The 18,658-nt window shown below is 72.6% G+C and carries 13 protein-coding genes; 11 read left to right on the forward strand and 2 right to left on the reverse strand.

Going from position 1 to position 18,658, the window contains the following annotated elements:
* Positions 1 to 16: 16 nt before the first annotated feature.
* From QI554_RS21480 to QI554_RS21500, 5 genes are all read left to right on the forward strand, one after another.
* Complete coding sequence (locus tag QI554_RS21480) at positions 17 to 2,557, forward strand: DUF4118 domain-containing protein (protein ID WP_281471791.1); 2,541 nt, start codon at positions 17 to 19, stop codon at positions 2,555 to 2,557.
* Between the two features lie 73 nt (positions 2,558 to 2,630).
* Positions 2,631 to 3,305 (forward strand): response regulator, encoded by a 675-nt coding sequence (locus tag QI554_RS21485; RefSeq protein ID WP_281471792.1) that lies wholly within the window; start codon positions 2,631 to 2,633, stop codon positions 3,303 to 3,305.
* Between the two features lie 96 nt (positions 3,306 to 3,401).
* Positions 3,402 to 3,803: an OB-fold nucleic acid binding domain-containing protein gene (locus QI554_RS21490; protein WP_281471793.1), complete on the forward strand. Its 402-nt coding sequence runs from the start codon at positions 3,402 to 3,404 to the stop codon at positions 3,801 to 3,803.
* Positions 3,804 to 3,805: 2 nt separating this feature from the next.
* Entirely contained in the window at positions 3,806 to 4,603 is a 798-nt protein-coding gene (locus tag QI554_RS21495) for a DUF3159 domain-containing protein (RefSeq protein ID WP_281471794.1), read from the forward strand.
* A 145-nt stretch (positions 4,604 to 4,748) separates the two neighbouring features.
* The gene (locus tag QI554_RS21500) at positions 4,749 to 6,122 is read left to right on the forward strand and encodes an NsdA family TPR-like regulatory protein (protein WP_281471795.1); all 1,374 of its coding nucleotides are present in this window, start codon (positions 4,749 to 4,751) and stop codon (positions 6,120 to 6,122) included.
* 139 nt (positions 6,123 to 6,261) lie between these two features.
* Here the strand turns inward: QI554_RS21500 and QI554_RS21505 are convergent, their stop codons facing one another.
* Both QI554_RS21505 and QI554_RS21510 read right to left on the reverse strand, forming a co-directional pair.
* The gene (locus QI554_RS21505) at positions 6,262 to 6,918 is read right to left on the reverse strand and encodes a potassium channel family protein (protein WP_281471796.1); all 657 of its coding nucleotides are present in this window, start codon (positions 6,916 to 6,918) and stop codon (positions 6,262 to 6,264) included.
* On the reverse strand, positions 6,918 to 7,580 hold the full coding sequence (locus QI554_RS21510) for a potassium channel family protein (RefSeq protein WP_281471797.1): 663 nt from the start codon (positions 7,578 to 7,580) through the stop codon (positions 6,918 to 6,920). The genes QI554_RS21505 and QI554_RS21510 overlap by 1 nt, the downstream gene beginning before the upstream one ends.
* Before the next feature lie 169 nt (positions 7,581 to 7,749).
* On the opposite strand from QI554_RS21510, the gene QI554_RS21515 reads away from it, so the two are divergent.
* The 6 genes from QI554_RS21515 to QI554_RS21540 all read left to right on the forward strand — a co-directional run.
* Positions 7,750 to 9,762, forward strand: coding sequence for an APC family permease (locus QI554_RS21515; protein WP_281471798.1), 2,013 nt, complete (start codon positions 7,750 to 7,752; stop codon positions 9,760 to 9,762).
* Between the two features lie 277 nt (positions 9,763 to 10,039).
* Positions 10,040 to 11,359, forward strand: a complete 1,320-nt coding sequence (locus QI554_RS21520) for a class I SAM-dependent RNA methyltransferase (RefSeq protein ID WP_281471810.1) — start codon at positions 10,040 to 10,042, stop codon at positions 11,357 to 11,359.
* Positions 11,360 to 12,363: 1,004 nt separating this feature from the next.
* The gene (locus tag QI554_RS21525; RefSeq protein ID WP_281471799.1) at positions 12,364 to 13,002 is read left to right on the forward strand and encodes a hypothetical protein; all 639 of its coding nucleotides are present in this window, start codon (positions 12,364 to 12,366) and stop codon (positions 13,000 to 13,002) included.
* A 175-nt stretch (positions 13,003 to 13,177) separates the two neighbouring features.
* Positions 13,178 to 14,815 carry a 3' terminal RNA ribose 2'-O-methyltransferase Hen1 gene (locus tag QI554_RS21530; RefSeq protein ID WP_281471800.1) on the forward strand — a complete coding sequence of 546 codons (1,638 nt, stop codon included), beginning with the start codon at positions 13,178 to 13,180 and terminating at the stop codon, positions 14,813 to 14,815.
* On the forward strand, positions 14,812 to 17,394 hold the full coding sequence (locus QI554_RS21535) for a polynucleotide kinase-phosphatase (protein WP_281471801.1): 2,583 nt from the start codon (positions 14,812 to 14,814) through the stop codon (positions 17,392 to 17,394). The genes QI554_RS21530 and QI554_RS21535 overlap by 4 nt, the downstream gene beginning before the upstream one ends.
* A 372-nt stretch (positions 17,395 to 17,766) precedes the next feature.
* The coding region (locus QI554_RS21540; RefSeq protein WP_281471802.1) for an APC family permease at positions 17,767 to 18,658 on the forward strand (892 nt) is incomplete at its 3' end.

Here is an 18,658-nt window from a genome sequence, read left to right on the forward strand (position 1 = left end):
GACCACAATGGACGGCATGGGACGCGGAAAGCTACGCATCTACCTGGGTGCCGCACCCGGCGTCGGCAAGACCTTCGCGATGCTGGGCGAGGGCCAGCGCCGCCGGTCGCGCGGCGCGGACGTGGTCGTGGGGCTCATCGAGTGCCACGGGCGCCCGCGCACCGAGGAGATGCTCGACGGCCTGGAGGTCGTCCCGCGCCAGTACGTCGAGCACCGCGGCTCGACGTTCACCGAGATGGACGTGGACGCCGTCATCGCGCGGCGCCCGAAGATCGCGCTGATCGACGAGCTCGCGCACACCAACGTGCCGGGCTCGCGCAACGCCAAGCGCTGGCAGGACATCGACGAGATCCTCGACGCAGGGATCGACGTCATCTCCACCGTCAACATCCAGCACCTCGAGTCGCTCAACGACGTCGTTGAGTCCATCACGGGCGTCCCGCAGCGCGAGACCGTGCCGGACGCGGTGGTGCGCCGCGCGTCGCAGATCGAGCTGGTCGACATGTCGCCGGAGGCGCTGCGCCGCCGCATGGCGCACGGCAACGTGTACGCGCCCGAGAAGGTCGACGCCGCGCTGTCGAACTACTTCCGGGTCGGCAACCTGACCGCGCTGCGCGAACTCGCCCTGCTGTGGGTCGCCGACCGCGTCGACGAGTACCTGCAGCTGTACCGCGCCGAGCACGACATCGACGCCACCTGGCCGGCGCGCGAGCGCATCGTGGTCGGCCTGACCGGCGGCCCGGAGGGCGGCACTCTCATCCGGCGCGCGGCGCGCATCGCGACGCGCGGCTCCGGCGGAGAGCTGCTCGCGGTGTACGTGTCCAAGAGCGACGGCCTCACCGGCGCGTCCCCGCAGGCGCTCGCCCAGCAGCGGGCACTCGTCGAGTCGCTGGGCGGCAGCTTCCACTCGGTCATCGGCGAGGACGTGCCGACGGCGCTGCTGGACTTCTCCCGCGGCGTCAACGCGACCCAGATCGTGCTGGGCGGCAGCCGCCGCAAGCCGTGGCAGTACATCCTCGGCCCCGGAGTCGGTGCGACCGTCGCCGCGCGTTCCGGCGACATAGACGTGCACATCGTGACGCACGAGCACGTGGGTGTCGGCCGCACCGTGAAGGTGCCGCGCTCCGGGCTCGGCCGGAAGCGCCTGATGGTCTCGTGGCTCGTCGCGCTGATCGGGCCGGTGCTGCTCACGGTGATCATGGTGGACAACCGCGAGCATCTGGCGCTGCCCACCGAGATGCTGCTCTATCTGCTGCTGACCGTCGGGTCGGCGCTGCTGGGCGGGTTGTGGGCGTCGACACTCACCGCGGTGGTGTCGTCGTTCATGCTGAACTACTACTTCACGCCACCGCTGCACACGCTGACCATCCGCGACCCGGAGAACATGTTCGCGCTGGTGGTGTTCGTGATCGTCGCGCTGTCGGTGGCCACGGTCGTCGACATCTCCGCGCGGCGCACGCACCAGGCGGCACGCAGCCAGTCCGAGTCGGAGACGCTCAGCTTCCTCGCCGGCAGCGTGCTGCGGGGCGAGCAGGCGCTGCCCGCGCTGCTGGAGCGGGTGCGTGAGGCGTTCGGCATGGAGTCGGTGGCCATGCTGCAGCGGGTCGAGCAGCACGGGCCGTGGGCGTGCGTCGGCAGTGTCGGGCCGCACCCGGTGCGCAGGCCGGAGGACGCGGACGTGGACGTCCCGGTGTCCGACACCATGGCGCTCGCCCTGTCGGGCCGCATGCTGCCCGCGGAGGACCGGCGGGTGCTGGGCGCGTTCGCCGCGCAGGCGGCCGTCGTGCTGGAGCGCCGCCAGCTGGTCGCGGAGGCCGCCGAGGCGCGGCGGCTCGCGGAGGGCAATCGGATCCGCACCGCCCTGCTCGCGGCCGTCTCGCACGACCTGCGCACCCCTCTGGCGGCCATCAAGGCGAGCGTGTCCTCGCTGCGCTCCGAGGACGTCAGCTGGTCGCCCGAGGACGAGGCCGAGCTGCTGGAGGCCATCGAGCAGGGTGCCGACCGGCTCGACGGGCTGATCGGGAACCTGCTCGACATGAGCCGCCTGCAGACCGGCACGGTGACGCCGCTGTTCCGCGACGTCGCGCTGGACGAGGTGGTGCCGGGCGCGGTCATCGGCGTCCCCGAGACGTCGGTGGTCCTGGACATCCCCGAGTCGCTGCCGACGGTGTGGGCGGACCCGGGCCTGCTGGAGCGGGTCCTGGCGAACGTCATAGAGAACGCGGTCAAGCACAACCCGAAGGACCGGCGCGTGCATGTGAAGGCCGACGCGCTGCGCGACCGTGTCGAACTGCGCGTGATCGACCGCGGGCGGGGTGTACCGGACGAGGCCAAGGAGCGGATCTTCGCGCCCTTCCAGCGCTACGGGGACGCCCCCGCGGGCAACGGCGTGGGCCTCGGGCTCGCGGTCGCGCGCGGCTTCGCGGAGGCGCTCGGCGGGTCCCTGGTGGCCGAGGACACCCCCGGCGGGGGGCTCACCATGACGCTGACGATGCGGATGTCGGGCGCGCGGTTCTCGCCCGACCACCCCGCGGCCGCGTCGCGGTCCTTCGATTGAGTGAACTCTTCGGCCATCGTGAACCCCACGAGGCCGGACCAGGCACGGCACTACCGAGTACGGAGGCAGTTCGATGACACGGGTGCTCGTCGTGGACGACGAGCCGCAGATCGTCAGGGCCCTGGCCATCAACCTCAAGGCCCGCGGCTACGAGGTCGACACCGCCGCCGACGGCACCGAGGCGCTCGCGGCGGCCGCCGACCACCACCCGGACGTGGTCCTGCTGGACCTCGGTCTGCCGGACATCGACGGCGTCGACGTCATCCGCGGCCTGCGCGGCTGGACCAAGATCCCGATCATCGTGCTGAGCGCCCGCCAGGCGTCGAACGAGAAGGTCGCCGCGCTGGACGCGGGCGCCGACGACTACGTCACCAAGCCCTTCGGCATGGACGAGCTGCTGGCCAGGCTGCGTGCCGCCGTGCGCCGCGCCGCCCCCGAGGACGAGGCCCCGGTCGTCTCCACGGAGGCGTTCACGGTCGACCTCGCCGCGAAGAAGGTGCACCGGGACGGCAAGGACGTGCGGCTCACCCCGACCGAGTGGCACCTGCTCGAGGTCCTGGTCCGCAACGCCGGCCGGCTGGTCAGCCAGCGGGCCCTCCTCCAGGAGGTGTGGGGGCCGCAGTACAGCACCGAGACCAACTACCTGCGGGTCTACATGGCGCAGCTGAGGCGCAAGCTGGAGCCCGATCCGTCGCACCCCAAGCACCTGCTGACCGAGCCGGGCATGGGGTACCGGTTCGAGGCGTGAGCCGGGTCCCGGGGCGGTCCGCCGGGCGCCCGCGATCGTCCACAGGGGACCTTCGGCGGATCCCGGTCGCGCGCTCGACCCGGTACCCTCGCGTTCATGAGTGGTACCACCGGGGTCGAGCGTCAGCCCGGCCGATTCCGTCGGATGTTCACCCGGCTCACCTCCACGCAGGAGGAGCTGGAGGCCGAGGAACTGCAGGTCGACTGCCGGCAGATGGGCTGTACGTCGATCGGCTCGGTCGCGGAGCGTGACCTGGTCACCGTCGGCGGCACGCTGCGTACCGTCACCTTCCGCCCACGCGCCGGAGTGCCGGCGCTGGAGGCGGAGCTGTACGACGGGTCGGGCGCGCTGTCGGTCGTGTGGCTCGGCCGCCGCAAGATCGCCGGGATAGAGCCGGGCCGCCAGCTCGTGGCGCGCGGCCGCGTGACCACGGCGCAGGGGCGTCCCGTCCTGTTCAACCCGAAGTACGAGCTTCGCCCGGTGGGCGGGGGAGGGTGACGTTGACTACCGAGGCCGATCCCGGGCACTCCGCGAGCACGCCGCGCGAGGGCGCGCCCGCGTCGGACGGCAAGCCCGCACCGACCGAGAGCGCGGCGTCGCTGATCGCCGCGTTCGGCGGGGTGCGCGGCATGATCGACATGACGGTCCCCGGCCTCGTCTTCGTCATCGCGTTCATCGTCAGCGACGAGACCACCACGTCCGCCTATGCGGCGGTGGGCGTCGCGGCCGTGCTGGCCGCCATCCGGCTCGCGCGCCGCGAGACGCTCATGCACGCGCTGGGCGGCTTCCTCGGCGTGGCCATCGCCGCCTTCGTCGCGGTGAAGTCGGGCAAGGCGGAGAACTTCTACCTGCTCGGCGTGCTGATGTCCGGCGGGTACGCGCTGGCCTACCTGGTGTCGATCCTCGTGCGGTGGCCGCTCATCGGCGTCGTGCTGGGGCCGATCCTGGGGGAGAACTTCACCTGGCGGAAGAATCCGGCCAGGGCGGCGGCGTACACCAAGGCGACCTGGGTGTGGGTCGCGCTGTTCGTGCTGCGCATCGTCATCCAGGTGCCGCTGTACCTCGCGGACCAGGTCACGTGGCTGGGTGTGGCCAAGGTGGCGCTGGGCGTGCCGCCGTGGCTGGTCGCGATCTACCTGACGTGGCTCATCATGTCGAAGGCGCCGCCGCCGGTGAAGGTCACGGACGAGGACGACGAGGACGACGGGGCGGGCGAATCCGGCGGGTCCGACGCCGACGCGCCGGCGGTCGCCGCGGCGGAGCCGTCGAGCAGGGGTTCGGACTCGGCCACCCGCTGATCACCAGTAGCACCTGAACGGCCGCTTGCGAAAGCGGCCGTTCAGCTTTTGCGGTCCACGCGCTATTTCCCGACTATTTCCCCGTTCGGCCGTATCCCGGCCTCTAGCGTCCTTGTTATGCCTCGTGTGAAAGGAGGCGGGGACGGTGGCCGGAAACGGTGACCTTCGCGCGCTGGTCGAAGAGGCCGGTCTGACGAGGCGTGAAATCGCCCGTTGGGTCAACGTGGTGGCCGAGCGCCGCGGGCAGCACCTGGGATGCACGCACACCTCGGTCGCCCGCTGGCTCGACGGTGCCCAACCGCGATGGCCCATTCCCGATCTGCTGGCCGAGGTCCTCGGCCGCCGACTCGGGTACGAACTGACGGTCAGCGACCTGGGCTTGAGGGACCGGCGTCCGCCCGCCGCCGATCCCTTCGACGGATTGAGTGTCGCTCGCACGGTGTCCGACATCCGCCGCGCCGTGGTCGAGCTGACGGGGAGAGACATGAACCGCCGCAATTTCCTGCTCGGGTCGACCTTCGGCGCCGCGGCCTTCTCGAGCCCGGCGCTGTTCTGGTCGACCGCGACCGGGGTGGAGCCCGAACCGATGGAGCACGGCGGTACCGGCCGGGTGCGCGAGGCGGATGTGGAGCGCATCCGCCAGACCGTCGTGATGTTCCGCAAGCTGGACCGCGCCCAGGGCGGCGGTGACCTGCGCGACACGGTGGTGAACCACCTCAACGGAGTGGCACGCACGAAGCTGTCCGGCACGTACGGCGACGACGTGGGCCGGGCACTGTTCCGCGCGGTCGCCGAACTGACGGAGCTGGCAGGGTGGTTGTCGTTCGACTCCGGACGGCACGCGCTCGCGCAGCGGTACCACATCCAGGCGCTGCGGCTCGCCCAGGCGGCCGACGACCGCGCGTACGGCGCCTATGTGATGGCGAACATGGCCTGCCAGGCGGTGTACCTCGGGCACGGCTGGGAGGCCGTGCAGCTGGCGCGTGCCGCGCAGCAGGGCGCCCGTGGCGCGCTGACGCACCGCGGCGCCGCGCTGGTGCTGGCGATGGAGGCGCGCGGGCACGCCGCGCTGAGCGACGAACGGGCGTGCGTGGAGGCGCTGTCCGCGGCCGAGCGGAGCCTGGACGCGGCGGACGGCGACGACGACCCCGCGTGGTGCCAGTACTTCGACAAGGGCGAGCTGATGCACGAGTTCGCGCACTGCCACCGCGACCTGAGGCTGCCGAAGGCCACCCAGGGGTTCGCGCGCGACGCCATAGGGCTGAGGACCGACGGCTACACACGCCGCTGCGCGCAGGACACCACGTTCATGGCGGCCGCGCACCTGGAGGAGCGCGAGCTGGACCAGGCGTGCGCCAAGGCGGGGGAGGCGCTCGACATCGCGAGCAAGCTGAACTCGTCGCAGTGCAACGACTTCCTGCGCGAGTTCCGGACGCGGTTGAAGCCGTACGCGCGTGAGCGCGTGGTGCGGGACTTCCACGAGCGCGCCGAGGAGCTGTACGCCGGGATGGCGGTGTAGCCGCACGAGGCGGGCGCGTCCGGCGCGCGGCGGTGAGCCGCGGTCCCGGACGCGCGAGGGCGCGGCCCGCGGCACCCGTGGTGGGTGCGCGGCCGCGCCCTGTCCGTCGTCCGGCGCCGTCGCACGTGCGCCGGGGCGGCTAGCGGGAGAGGAGCTCCTCGAGTTCCTCTTCGCGGTGCGGAGCCGCGACGAACAGCAGTTCGTCGCCGGCCTCGAGCGAGTCGTCCTTGCTGGGCACCAGCACGCGGCCCTCGCGGATGATCGTGACCAGCGCGGTGTCCTCGGGCCACGGCACGTCGCCGACGCGGGTGCCCACCGTCGAGGCGTCGCCCGGCAGCGTCAGCTCGACGAGGTTGGCGTCGCCCTGGCTGAAGCGCATGAGGCGGACCAGGTCGCCGACGCTGACCGCCTCCTCGACGAGCGCGGACATCAGGCGCGGCGTGGAGACCGCGACGTCGACGCCCCACGCCTCGTTGAAGAGCCACTCGTTCTTCGGGTTGTTGACGCGGGCCACGACGCGCGGCACGCCGTACTCGGTCTTGGCCAGCAGCGACACGACGAGGTTGACCTTGTCGTCGCCGGTGGCCGCGATCACGACGCTGCACAGCTGCAGCGAGGCCTCGTCGAGCGAGGAGATCTCGCAGGCGTCGGCCAGCAGCCACTCGGCCTGCGGGACGCTCTCGACCTTGATGGCGTCCGGGGTCTTGTCGATGAGCAGGACCTCGTGGCCGTTTTCCAGGAGCTCGCCCGCGATGGATCGGCCCACCGCGCCCGCTCCGGCGATCGCGACGCGCATCAGTGGTCCTCCGGAGCCTTCTCGAAGGCCGCCTCGACGGCGGCCACGTCGGCCTGCTGCATGATCACGTGCACCAGGTCGCCTTCCTGCAGCACGGTGTCCGCGCCGGGGAGCATGCCTTCGCCCAGGCGGGTGAGGAACCCGACGCGGGCGCCGGACGCCTGCTCGAGGTCGCTGACCCGGTGGCCGACCCACGCCGGGTTCACGTGCACCTCGGCGAGCTGCACGCTGCCGCTCGGGTCGCGCCACAGCGGTTCGGCGCCGCTCGGCAGGAGGCGGCGCAGCATCTGGTCGGCCGTCCAGCGGACGGTCGCCACGGTCGGGATGCCCAGCCGCTGGTAGACCTCGGCGCGGCGGGGGTCGTAGATGCGGGCGACGACGTTCTCGACGCCGAAGGTCTCGCGCGCCACCCGGGCCGCGATGATGTTCGAGTTGTCGCCGCTGCTGACCGCGGCGAACGCGCCGGCCTCTTCGATACCGGCGGCGCGCAGGGTGTCCTGGTCGAAGCCGACGCCCGTGACGCGGCGTCCGGAGAAGTGGGCGCCGAGCCGGCGGAACGACGTGGCGTCCCGGTCGATCACGGCGACTGAGTGTCCCAGTTCCTCCAGGGTCTGGGCGAGCGTGGAGCCCACGCGCCCGCACCCCATGATGACGATGTGCACGGCCGTCCTTCCGGCGTATGTCCGTAGTGCCTGATATCGGGATCTATGGCTTTTTCAGCCTTTTCGGTCCCTCACCCCCAGGGTGACAGACGTTCCGGCGACGTTACACGCGGGCGGTGTACGGCGGGCCCCCCGCGGTCCGTAATCGGCACAGCGTACGATCGCCCGCGTGTCAAGACTGACCGATCTCTCCAAACGAATCCTTGTCGGCCGGGCGCTCCGCAGCGACAAGCTGTCCGAGACCCTGCTGCCCAAGCGGCTCGCGCTGCCCGTCTTCGCGTCCGACGCGCTCTCCTCGGTGGCGTACGCCCCGGACGAGATCCTGCTGACGCTGTCCCTGGCGGGCCTGGCGACGTACCACTTCAGCTGGAAGATCGGTCTGGCGGTCGTCGTCGTGATGATGACGGTCGTCGCCTCTTACCGGCAGAACGTCCACGCCTACCCCAGCGGCGGCGGCGACTACGAGGTCGCCACGGTCAACCTCGGGCCGAACGCCGGCCTGACCGTCGGCAGCGCGCTGCTCGTCGACTACGTGCTCACCGTGGCGGTGTCGGTCTCCTCCGGTGTGGCGAACATCGCGTCCGCGGTGCCCTCGATAGGCGACCACAAGGTGCTGTACGCCGTGCTGCTCGTGCTCTTGCTCATGGGCATGAACCTGAGAGGTGTGCGCGAGTCCGGCACGGCCTTCGCCATCCCCACCTACCTGTTCATGTTCGCGATCATCGGCATGACCGCGTTCGGCCTCCTCCGCTACGCGACCGGCGCGGAGATGCACGCGGAGAGCTCCGGCTACGGCATCAAGGCAGAGGACTCGTTCACCGGGCTGGCGCTGGTGTTCCTGCTGCTGCGCACCTTCTCGTCCGGGTGTGCGGCGCTGACCGGTGTCGAGGCGATCAGCAACGGCGTCCCCGCGTTCCGCAAGCCGAAGAGCAAGAACGCCGCCACCACGCTGCTCCTGATGGGCACCGTCGCGGTCACGATGCTCATGGGCATGCTGGCGCTGGCGAACATCACCAAGGTGCACTTCGCGGAGAACCCCGCCGAGCAGCTGATCGGCGCGCCCGCAGGCTACGAGCAGAAGACGGTCGTGGCGCAGGTCGCCGACGCGGTCTTCGGCGGCACGTTCGCCTCGCCGATGTTCTACCTGGTGCTCGCGGTCACCGGCCTCATCCTGGTGCTGGCCGCCAACACGGCGTTCAACGGTTTCCCGGTGCTCGGCTCGATCCTGGCGCAGGACCGCTACCTGCCGCGCCAGCTGCACACGCGCGGCGACCGGCTGGCGTTCAGCAACGGCATCATGATGCTGTCCGGCTTCGCGATCATCCTGATCGTGGCGTTCAAGGCCGAGCCGACCAAGCTGATCCAGCTGTACGTCGTCGGCGTGTTCGTGTCGTTCACCATGAGCCAGGCGGGCATGATCCGGCACTGGACGCGGCACCTGAAGACCGAGCAGGACCCGGCCACGCGCCGGCACATGATGCGCAGCCGCGTCATCAACGCCTTCGGCCTCGTGATGACCGGCGTCGTGCTGGTGATCGTGCTCATCACCAAGTTCACCCAGGGCGCGTGGATCGCGATCCTGGCGATGTTCTTCCTGTTCATGCTGATGAAGGGGATCAGGCGGCACTACGACCGGGTGCGGGCGGAACTGGTCGCCGACACCGACGAGGACATGAAGCTGCCGTCCCGGGTGCAGGGCATCGTGCTCGTGTCCAAGCTGCACAAGCCGACGCTCCGGGCCCTCGCGTACGCCCGCGCCGCGCGGCCCAGCTCGCTGGAGGCGGTCACGGTCGCGTTCGACCCGGACGAGACCGAGGCGCTGCGGCAGGAGTGGGAGGAGCGGGGCATCGAGGTGCCGCTTAAGGTGCTCGACTCGCCGTACCGCGAGATCACCCGGCCGATCATCGAGTACGTCAAGAACGTGCGGCGCACCAGCCCACGCGACGTGGTGACCGTCTACATCCCCGAGTACGTGGTCGGGCACTGGTGGGAGCACATCCTGCACAACCAGAGCGCGCTGCGGCTCAAGGGCCGGCTGCTGTTCACCCCGGGCGTGGTCGTGGCGTCGGTGCCGTGGCAGCTGGCGTCCTCCGACCGGGTCAAGGTCGGGGCCGTGTACAACGCCCCGGGCGCGGTCCGGCGCGGCGAACCGACCGGCAAGGGCGACGAGCGCAAGCCGTAGCGCCCGGCGCCGCGACGGCCGGGGCGGGCCGAGCCCAGGGCGGCTCGCGGTCGGGGCGCGGGCCCCGGACGACGTAGGCTGGGGGGTCGCGCACCGATGTTGTGCGCGCCCTCCCTCCGCGCGCGGCCTGTCCGCCCGCGCGGGTTCCGCTGATTCCGCCGTGCCGTCGCCCGGCGCGGTGTCTGTGAGGAGTTCCGTGCCCCCGTCCCGCTCCCTCGGTGCCCGTCGTCCTTCCCGCCCGGCGCCCGCCGCCGCGCCCGCGGACGCCTCCGAATCGCTGGTGGGCACCCGGTACGAGGTCGAGATCGGGCCGGTCGCGCACGGCGGGCACTGCGTCGCGCGGCACGAAGGCCGCGTGCTGTTCGTGCGGCACGGGCTCCCGGGCGAGCGGGCCGTCGTCGAGGTGACCGACGGCACCGTCACGTCGCGGTTCCTGCGCGCCGACGTCGTCGAGGTGCTGGACGCCTCCGCCGACCGGGTGACGCCGCCGTGCCCGTACGCCGGCCCTGGGCGCTGCGGCGGCTGCGACTGGCAGCACGCCAAGCCGGCCGCTCAGCGCGCGCTGAAGGCCGCCGTCGTGCGCGAGCAGCTCGCTCGGCTGGCGGGCCTGGAGCTGCCGGTCGAGGTCGAGGCGGTGCCCGGGCCCGACGACGTCGCCGAGGGGCTGGGCTGGCGCACGCGCGTGCAGTTCACCGTCGACCCGGCGACCGGCAGGGCGGGGCTGCGCCGGCACCGCTCGCACGACGTCGAGGTGATCGAGTCCTGCGCGATCGCCTCGGCCGGCGTCGAGGAGCTCGGCATCGAGGAGCGCGACTGGCGGGGCGTCGAGACGGTCGAGGCGATCGCCTCGCCCGGGTCGTCCGACCGCGCCGTGATCGTCACGACCGCGGAGCAGGACGGCCGCATGCCGATCGTCGAACTCGACCGGCCCGTCGCGGTGTTCCGCACCGACGACAAGGGTCGCGCGCGGCGCGTGCACGGGCGTGCGGGCGTGCGGGAGGTCGCCGCCGGGCGCACCTGGCGGGTCTCGGGCGACGGCTTCTGGCAGATCCACCCGGCGGCCGCCGAGACGCTGGTGGCCGCGGTGCTGGACGGCCTGGCGCCCAGGCCGGGCGACGTGGCGCTCGACCTGTACTGCGGCGTCGGCCTGTTCGCGGGCGCGATCGCCGACCGGCTCGCCGACGGCGACCAGGTGATCGGCGTCGAGACGGGCCGCGACGCGATCGAGGACGCGAAGCACAACCTGCGCGACGTCCCGGGCCTCCGACTCGAGGCGGGCCGCGTCGAACGCGTCCTCACCCGCCCCGGGTTCCTGCGGCGCGCCGACATCGTGGTCCTCGACCCGCCGCGCGCCGGCGCGGGCAAGGTCGTCGTCGAACGGATCGCCCGCCTGACCCCCCGGCGCATCGCCTACGTCGCCTGCGACCCGGCGGCCCTCGCCCGCGACCTGAAGTACTTCGCCGACAACGGCTACCGCCTCCGCGGCATCCGGGCCTTCGACCTCTTCCCGAACACCCACCACGTCGAATGCGTGGCCATCCTCGAAGCCGCCCCGAAGCCCCCACGCACCGGCGCCCGCCCGCCGAAGTCCCGCTGACCGACCCTCGACCAGCCCCTGCGGAGGCCCCGGAGCCGGACTCCGGGCCTCCCCGCAGGGCTGCCGTCTCAGCGCGCCGGATGACGGCTGGGGAACGGGACGATCTCGGCTCCACACCGGCGTAGCGCACTGGACGCCGCGTGCCTGGAGCGGCGCCTCGCCACGCCCGCACCGTCGCAGAGCCGGGCCACCAGGTACGGCGTGCGAGCCTGAGTACCAGCCGCCCGGCCCCGACGGCTCTCCCGAACCCTGGCGTGGCAAGGGAGGGCCGCTGAGTCGACGCGCACGCACCACGCGGCGGGCTGCCCCGAAGAGACCGGAGCTGCCCTCGCGCCCTCCTGGGCCGCGGGCGCCGGCGTTTCCCCGTCCGGCCGTTCTCAGCCCGTCGGGTGGCGGCGGGGAGCGGGATGATCTCGGCCCCGTCCACCACCTCCCCCGGTGCTGACGGAGCGCGCTGGTCGCAGCGCGCCCGGGACGGCGCCTCGGCGGCTCTCCCGAACCCCGTGTCCGGCAACGGACGGCTGCTGGGCTGACGCGCACCGACGCGCGCTCCGGCGTTTCCCCGTGGGGCCGTTCTCGCCCCGGCGGCTCGCGCTCGCGGCAGGGCGCCTGGTGCGGCGCCTCGGCGGCGACGTGTGAGGCGTCTCCGAGGCTAGCGGCAGGGGGCGGCCGGGGGCGTGGAGAATCCGGGCGTCGGCACGGGTGACGGGGGCGGGTGCCGACTCCGGATGCGGGGGGCCGGACTCGGTTGTCGTTCGCGGTCGGCTGCTCGTAGGTACTCAGGGCCGGGCTGAGTATCGCGTCTGAGTAGGTCGGGTGACGTCGGCGGCGACTACTCATGTGGACAACTCGGGAAGGCCTTCACCCTCCCGACTGATCGTCGTGGAGTTGTCCCCAGAACTCACTCGTTCGGCGGCTCGGGGGCCAACTCGCCGGTCGCGGCGCGTGCATCGTTGACCGCACTCCGCCGCGTTCGTCAGCGCGGCCGACGAGGGGAGCGAACGATGATTCCGGCACGTGAGCACGGCACCTCCGCACTCGCCGAGCTCGACGACGACCTGGCCGTCGCGGCCACCGCAGGGCAGGGCCTGGTGGCCGTGTCGCGAGCGCTGCGGCTCGCGTTGCGGGCCGTCGAGTCGTGGCGGGCGGATCCGGCGCGCAGCGGCTGCCTGTGCCGGGCCGCCGAGGAGATCCGTGTCGCGCTCGCGCTCGTCGACGGCCTCACGCCGGCCCGCCTGCGCCGCGCCGCGACCTGGACCGGGCCGGTGGACGACCTGCTGCTCTACCCCGTCAGCGCGGTCGCCCGCCTGCTCGGCCGCGCCGCGCGCGTCCTGCAGTCGGTGGCCCGCGGCGGCCTCCCGCAGGACCGCCCCGGCCTGATCGGCGCGCTGCTGGACGACGAAGGTCGCGCCCAGTGCCGTACCGCCTGGGAGAACACCTTCCACGCGCTGATCCGCCTGCGCGCGGTGCAGGAGTCGGCGACCTGGTTCTCCGACTCGGCCGCCGACCCGTGGCTGCTGCTCGCCGCCGAAGCGCCGCCCCGGGCGCGGTGCGAGCAGTGCGTCCCGACGTCGCCGCGTGTGCCGGTCGGCGGCGCCAAGATCATCCCGTTCCCCCGACGCCCTCCGACCAGCACGGGCTGACCTCGTCGTCGGCCGGAGGCGGCGCTGCTCCGCCGGCACCGTCGCCCCCGGCCGCCGTCACGCCGGTGGTTCGGAGCGAAGCGGCAACCGGGGGTTCGGGGTTCGGGCGAGGACGGGGGTGGTGGGTGGGGAAATCTGTGGAGGCGGCGGGTCGGGGGCGTTCATACTCCATCGGGTGTTCCTGACGATAGCCACCACCCGACGACCGGCCACCGAGCTCGGATTCGTGCTGCACAAGCACCCTGACAAGTCGCAGCAGTTCAGCGCGTCCTACGGGACGGCGCACGTGTTCTACCCCGAGGCGGGGGAGGAGCGGTGCGAGGCGGCGCTGTTGCTCGACGTCGATCCGATCGCGCTCGTGCGCGGCACGAAGAAGGGCCTGACGCCCGACTTCGCGCTCGCGCAGTACGTCAACGACCGGCCCTACGCGGCCTCGTCGTTGTTGGCGGTGGCGCTCGGCGGGGTGTTCCGCACCGCGATGCAGGGGCGGTGCGTCGCGCGGCCCGAGCTCGTCGACGAGGTGTGGCCGCTCGAGGTGTCGGTGCCGGCCGTGCCGTCGCGGGGCGGGGCCGGGCTCGTGCGCGCGCTGTTCGAGCCGCTCGGATGGACGGTCGAGGCCGAGCCGCTGCCGCTCGACGAGCGGTTCCCCGAATGGGGCGACTCGCGCTACGTCCGCCTCACGCTCACCGGCTCGCTGCGGGTCTCGGACGCGCTGCGTCACCTCTACGTCCTGCTGCCGGTGCTCGACGACGCCAAGCACTACTGGGTCGCGCCCGACGAGGTCGACAAGCTGCTGCGTGCGGGCGACGGCTGGCTGGCCGCGCACCCGGAGCGCGCCCTCATCGCCCGCCGCTACCTGTCGCGGCGCCCGGGCCTGACGCGTACCGCGCTGGAACGGCTCGCCGAGATCGACGACGCGCGGGTGGAGGACCTCGACAACGCGATCCCGGAGGAGGCCGAGGACGGCGACGCGGAGGCCGGGGCGGTTGGTGAGAGCGGTGCGGCCGATGGTGCCGGCGCGGTGCCTGCCGACGAGCACGCCGTTCCCGCTGTGGGGCCTGCCGCCGATTCCACCGCCGAGCCCGCCGAGGCCAAGCCCCCCACGCTCGCGGCGCTGCGGCGCGACGCGATCCTCGGCGCCCTGCGCGCGGCCGGTTCCGCGCGCGTGCTCGACCTGGGCTGCGGCGACGCGAAGCTGATCGGCGCGCTGCTCCAGGACAGCCGTTTCACGGAGATCGTCGGTGTCGACGTCTCGGTGCGGGCGCTGACCGTCGCCGGCCGCCGCCTGCGGTTGGACCGCATGCACGAGCGGCAGCGTGCCCGCGTCAAGCTGATGCAGGGGGCGCTGACCTACACCGACGCGCGGCTGGTCGGCTACGACGCCGCCGTGCTGTGCGAGGTGATCGAGCACGTCGACGAACCCCGCCTGCCCGCGCTGGAGTTCGCGGTCTTCGGGGCGGCGAAGCCGGGCGTCGTCGTCGTGACCACGCCGAACGTCGAGTACAACGTGCGGTACGCGCCCGAGGAGGAGGGCGGCCACGGGCTCGCGCCGGGCGCGATGCGGCACGGCGACCACCGCTTCGAGTGGGACCGCGCGCGGTTCCGGTCCTGGGCCGCGGAGGTCGGGGAACGCTTCGGCTACGGCGTGGAGTTCGCCCCGGTCGGCGACGACGACCCCGAGGTCGGCCCGCCGACCCAGATGGCCGTCTTCCACGCCGGCGCCGCCGCGCCCCGGCCCGCAGGCCCCACCGCCGCCGACCACGCCACCGAGCACACGACCGAGCACACCACCGACAAGGACGTCCCGGCATGACCACCCGCGACCTCGCGATACCCGACCTGAGCCTCGTCGTCCTCGTGGGCACGACCGGCGCGGGCAAGTCGACGTTCGCGCGCACGCACTTCAAGCACACCCAGGTGCTGTCGTCGGACTTCTTCCGCGGCATGGTGGCGGACGACGAGAACGACCAGGCCGCGTCGAAGGACGCGTTCGACCTGCTGCACCACGTCGCGGGCAAGCGCCTCGCCGCGGGCCTGCTGACCGTCGTCGACGCGACGAACGTCCAGCAGAAGGCCCGCGAGCAGCTCGTGGCGATCGCCCGGCGGTACGACGTGCTGCCGGTGGCGATCGTCCTCGACGTGCCCGAGGACGTGTGCTTCGAGCGCAACGCGACCCGTCCCGACCGCGCACACCTGCCGCGCAACGTCATCACGCGCCAGCGGAAGGACATGACGCGCTCGCTGCGGCACCTCCAGCGCGAGGGGTTCCGCAAGGTGCACCACCTGCGCGGCTCGGACGAGATCGCCGAGGCACGCATAGCGCTGGAGAAGCGCTACAACGACCTGAGGCATCTGCCCGGCCCGTTCGACATCGTCGGCGACATCCACGGCTGCCGCGCCGAGCTCGTGACGCTGCTGGGCGAGCTGGGGTACGCGGTCGCGCACGACGCGGAGGGCCGTGCCGTCGACGCCGTGCACCCCGACGGCCGTACCGCCGTGTTCGTCGGCGACCTCGTCGACCGCGGCCCCGACACGCCAGGTGTGCTGCGCCTCGTGATGGGCATGGTCGCGGCCGGCAACGCCGTGTGCGTGCCCGGCAACCACGAGAACAAGCTGGTGCGCGCGCTCAACGGCCGCAAGGTCAGCGTCACCCACGGCCTCGCCGAGTCGCTCGCGCAACTCGAGGGCGAGAGCGAGGAGTTCCGCCGCCAGGTGGTGGAGTTCTGCGAGGGCCTGGTGAGCCACTACCTGCTCGACGGCGGCGCCCTCGTGGTCGCGCACGCGGGTCTGCCGGAGCGCTACCACGGCCGTACCTCGGGCCGGGTGCGCAGCTTCGCCATGTACGGCGACACGACCGGCGAGACGGACGAGTACGGCCTGCCGGTGCGCTACCCGTGGGCCGAGGAGTACCGCGGCCGCGCGACGGTCGTGTACGGGCACACGCCGATGCCGCGTGCCGAGTGGGTCAACAACACCATCTGCCTCGACACCGGCTGTGTGTTCGGCGGCGCGCTGACCGCGCTGCGCTACCCGGAGCGGGAGCTGGTCGCGGTGCCGGCCGAGAAGGTCTGGTACGAGCCGGTGCGCCCGCTGCGGTCGGACGCGCCGGGCGGCCGCGACGGCCGTCCGCTGGACCTGGCGGACGTGCTGGTGCCGGACGACCCGATGGGCCGCCGCGTCGTGGAGACCGCCACGGGCGGCCGGGTGATGGTGCGCGGCGAGAACGCCGCGGCCGCGCTCGAGGTGATGAGCCGGTTCGCGATCGACCCGCGCTGGCTGGTGTACCTGCCGCCGACGATGGCGCCGTGCGCGACCTCGCCGCTGCCGGGCCTGCTGGAGCATCCGGCGGAGGCGTTCGCGCAGTACCGCGAGGACGGTGTCGCGCAGGTCGTGTGCGAGGAGAAGCACATGGGCTCGCGCGCGGTCGCGCTGGTGTGCCGCGACGAGGCGGCGGCGCGGGACGCGTTCGGGGTGGCCGAGGGTGGGGGGACGGGCGCGTTGTGGACGCGTACCGGCCGCTCGTTCCTGCCGACGCCGGAGCTGACCGAGGGCTTCCTGGCCCGGCTGCGCGCGGCGGTGGACGCCGCCGGGCTGTGGGACGAGCTGGACACCGACTGGCTGCTGCTGGACGCAGAGCTGATGCCGTGGTCGGCGAAGGCCGTCGAGCTGCTGCGCCGCCAGTACGCCGCGGTCGGCGCGGCCGCGACGACGGCCCTGCCGGAGGCCGCGCGGGCGCTGGCCCGGGCGGCCGGGCGCGGTGTCGAGGTCGGCGGGCTGGCCGGCGCGGTCGGCCTCCGGGAGGCGAACGCGCGGGCGTTCACCGAGGCGTACGGCCGGTACTGCTGGCCGGTCGACGGCCTGGAGGGCCTGCGTTTCGCGCCGTTCCAGGTGCTGGCCGGGCGCGGCAAGGAGTTCACCGGCGAGGGGCACGACTGGCATCTGGCGCTGGCCGACCGGCTGGTGGCGGCGGACCCGACCGGACTCCTCGCCCCGACGGGGCGCTTGGTGGTGGACGTCACCGACCCGGAGCAGGTCGCCGCGGGTGTCGCGTGGTGGGAGGCGCTGACGGCCTCCGGCTGCGAGGGCATGGTGGTCAAGCCGTTGGCGGGGGAGGCCGCGCGTCCGGCGGGCTCGCGCGTCCAGCCGGGGGTGAAGGTCCGCGGGCCCGAGTACCTGCGGATCATCTACGGGCCCGACTACGACGTGCCGGAGCACCTGGCGCGGCTGAAGAACCGGCACCTCGGGCACAAGCGCTCGCTGGCGCTGCGTGAGCACGCGCTGGGCCTGGAGTCACTCGCCCGGCTCAGCCGCGGCGACGGGCTGTGGCGGGTCCACGAGGCGGTGTTCGCGGTGCTGGCGCTGGAGTCGGAGCCGGTCGACCCGCGGCTGTGACGGACCGCCGGGACCGGCGGGGGTACGGCCCCGATCCGCGTGCGGGTCGGGGCCGTTCCGCGCTGTCCGGGCAGGGGTTACCGGCGTACGGATTGGGTATCGATCGTCCCTGATGTCGGGTTTCCGGGGTATTGCTCTGGGCCGTACGGCCCGCCGGGGTCGGGCCGCCCGGCCATCGGATTGGAGTCGTCCGCCTCAGGAGTGAGTGGTGCGCGTCGCGACAAGATCGCAGATGAGGGGATTGCCGGTACTCTGTGCGAAAGCCAAGAAATCCGGACAAATCTCATCGCACAGGTCTCCAATGACGTGGGCCTCCGCAGCGCGCTCCTTGCGGTCGCGAAGGCTCTGCGTCGATTCCCCGGGAGGATCGAGATGAGCCACGCACCGGCTCCTTCGGACGCGACGACCACAAAGGTCGCGCCGACGGAACCAGGAGGAGCCGAAGCCGCCGGAACACTCGGCCTTCCCCAGGCCACCGCCCTGGTCGTCGGCGGTGTCATCGGAACCGGCATCTTCCTGCTGCCGGCCACCCTCGCCAAGTACGGCACGGTCTCGATCCTGGCCTTCGGGCTCGTGTCGGTCGGCGCGATCCTCATCGCGATGATCTTCGGGAAGCTCGGGGCCCGCATCCCGGCGTCCGGCGGCCCGTACGCGTATGCCCGCGACGCGTTCGGCGAGTTCCCCGGCTTCCTGACCGCGTGGTCCTTCTGGCTGACCGCCTGGATCGGCAACGCCGGCATCGCGGTCGCCTGGGTCGGCTACGTCAACTACTTCCTGCACTGGGACTCGACGATCGGCAAGATCGTCATCGCCCTGGTCGGCCTCGCGGTGCCCGCCCTGGTCAACCTCTCCGGCGTCAGGAACATGGGTGCCTTCCAGCTCGTGACCACCGTGCTGAAGTTCGCCCCGCTGCTGTTCGTCGCGATCGTCGGCCTGTTCTTCGTCAGCAGCGTCAACTTCGGCCCGTTCAACGCCGACGGCGGCAGCGTCATCGGCGCGCTGCAGACCTCCGCCGCGCTCGTCGTGTTCGCCTACTCCGGCATCGAGGCCGTCGCCGTCGCCGCGGAGAAGGTCCGCGACCCGGAGCGCAACGTCGGCCGCGCCTCCGTGTTCGGCTGCCTCGCCTGCGCCGGCGTGTACATGCTGTCGACCGTCGCCATCATGGGCAACGTCCCGCACGACCAGCTGGTCGACTCCACCGCGCCGTTCTCCGACGCGCTCAACAACATGTTCGGCGGCAGCGCGTGGGGCGGCGTGATGGCCG

It is taken from the genome of Yinghuangia seranimata, from assembly GCF_029953285.1.
GTDB classification, from domain to species: domain Bacteria; phylum Actinomycetota; class Actinomycetes; order Streptomycetales; family Streptomycetaceae; genus Yinghuangia; species Yinghuangia seranimata.